Source organism: Proteiniphilum sp. UBA5463 (assembly GCF_002427225.1).
GTDB classification, from domain to species: Bacteria; Bacteroidota; Bacteroidia; order Bacteroidales; family Dysgonomonadaceae; genus Proteiniphilum; species Proteiniphilum propionicum.
Window position 1 is genome coordinate 2,299 of record NZ_DIQL01000031.1, and the last position, 440, is coordinate 2,738.

Annotated in this window: 1 protein-coding gene and 1 pseudogene; both read left to right on the forward strand. The window is 45.2% G+C overall.

Going from position 1 to position 440, the window contains the following annotated elements; all coding sequences use genetic code 11:
* Positions 1–99: DUF4372 domain-containing protein (locus B3B27_RS11815; protein WP_414703311.1), on the forward strand; the 99-nt coding region annotated here is incomplete at its 5' end.
* 18 nt (positions 100–117) lie between these two features.
* A pseudogene (locus B3B27_RS05310) lies at positions 118–440 on the forward strand (transposase); the annotation flags it as partial.

Sequence of the window (440 nt, forward strand, 5' to 3'; positions counted from 1 at the left end):
CGTAGAGAATTCAACGAAATAGTTACCAGGTACAAGGGTGATTACCGAGTCAGGAATCTTTCCTGTCATGATCAGTTTCTTGTAATGTGCATGGCTTAATATGCCGACAAGAACAGCTTGCGTGATATCGAAGCAAGCCTGAATGCGCTGGCCATGGTAAAGAAGTTGTATCACTGCGGTATCAGCTATGCAGTTCCCCGAAATACGTTGGCGAAAGCCAACGAGAACAGGGACTGGCACATCTATGCCGAGTTGGGAGAAGTCCTGATAAAGAAAGTGCGGCCGCTGTATGCTAAGGACAAGTTCAGACTTGATATTGACAATATGGTTTATGCTTTCGACAGCACCACCATCAGTCTGTGCCTCAAACTCTGTCCATGGGCCAAGTTCCGTAAAAATAAGGGTGGCATAAAAATACATACACAAATTGACTTGAGAGG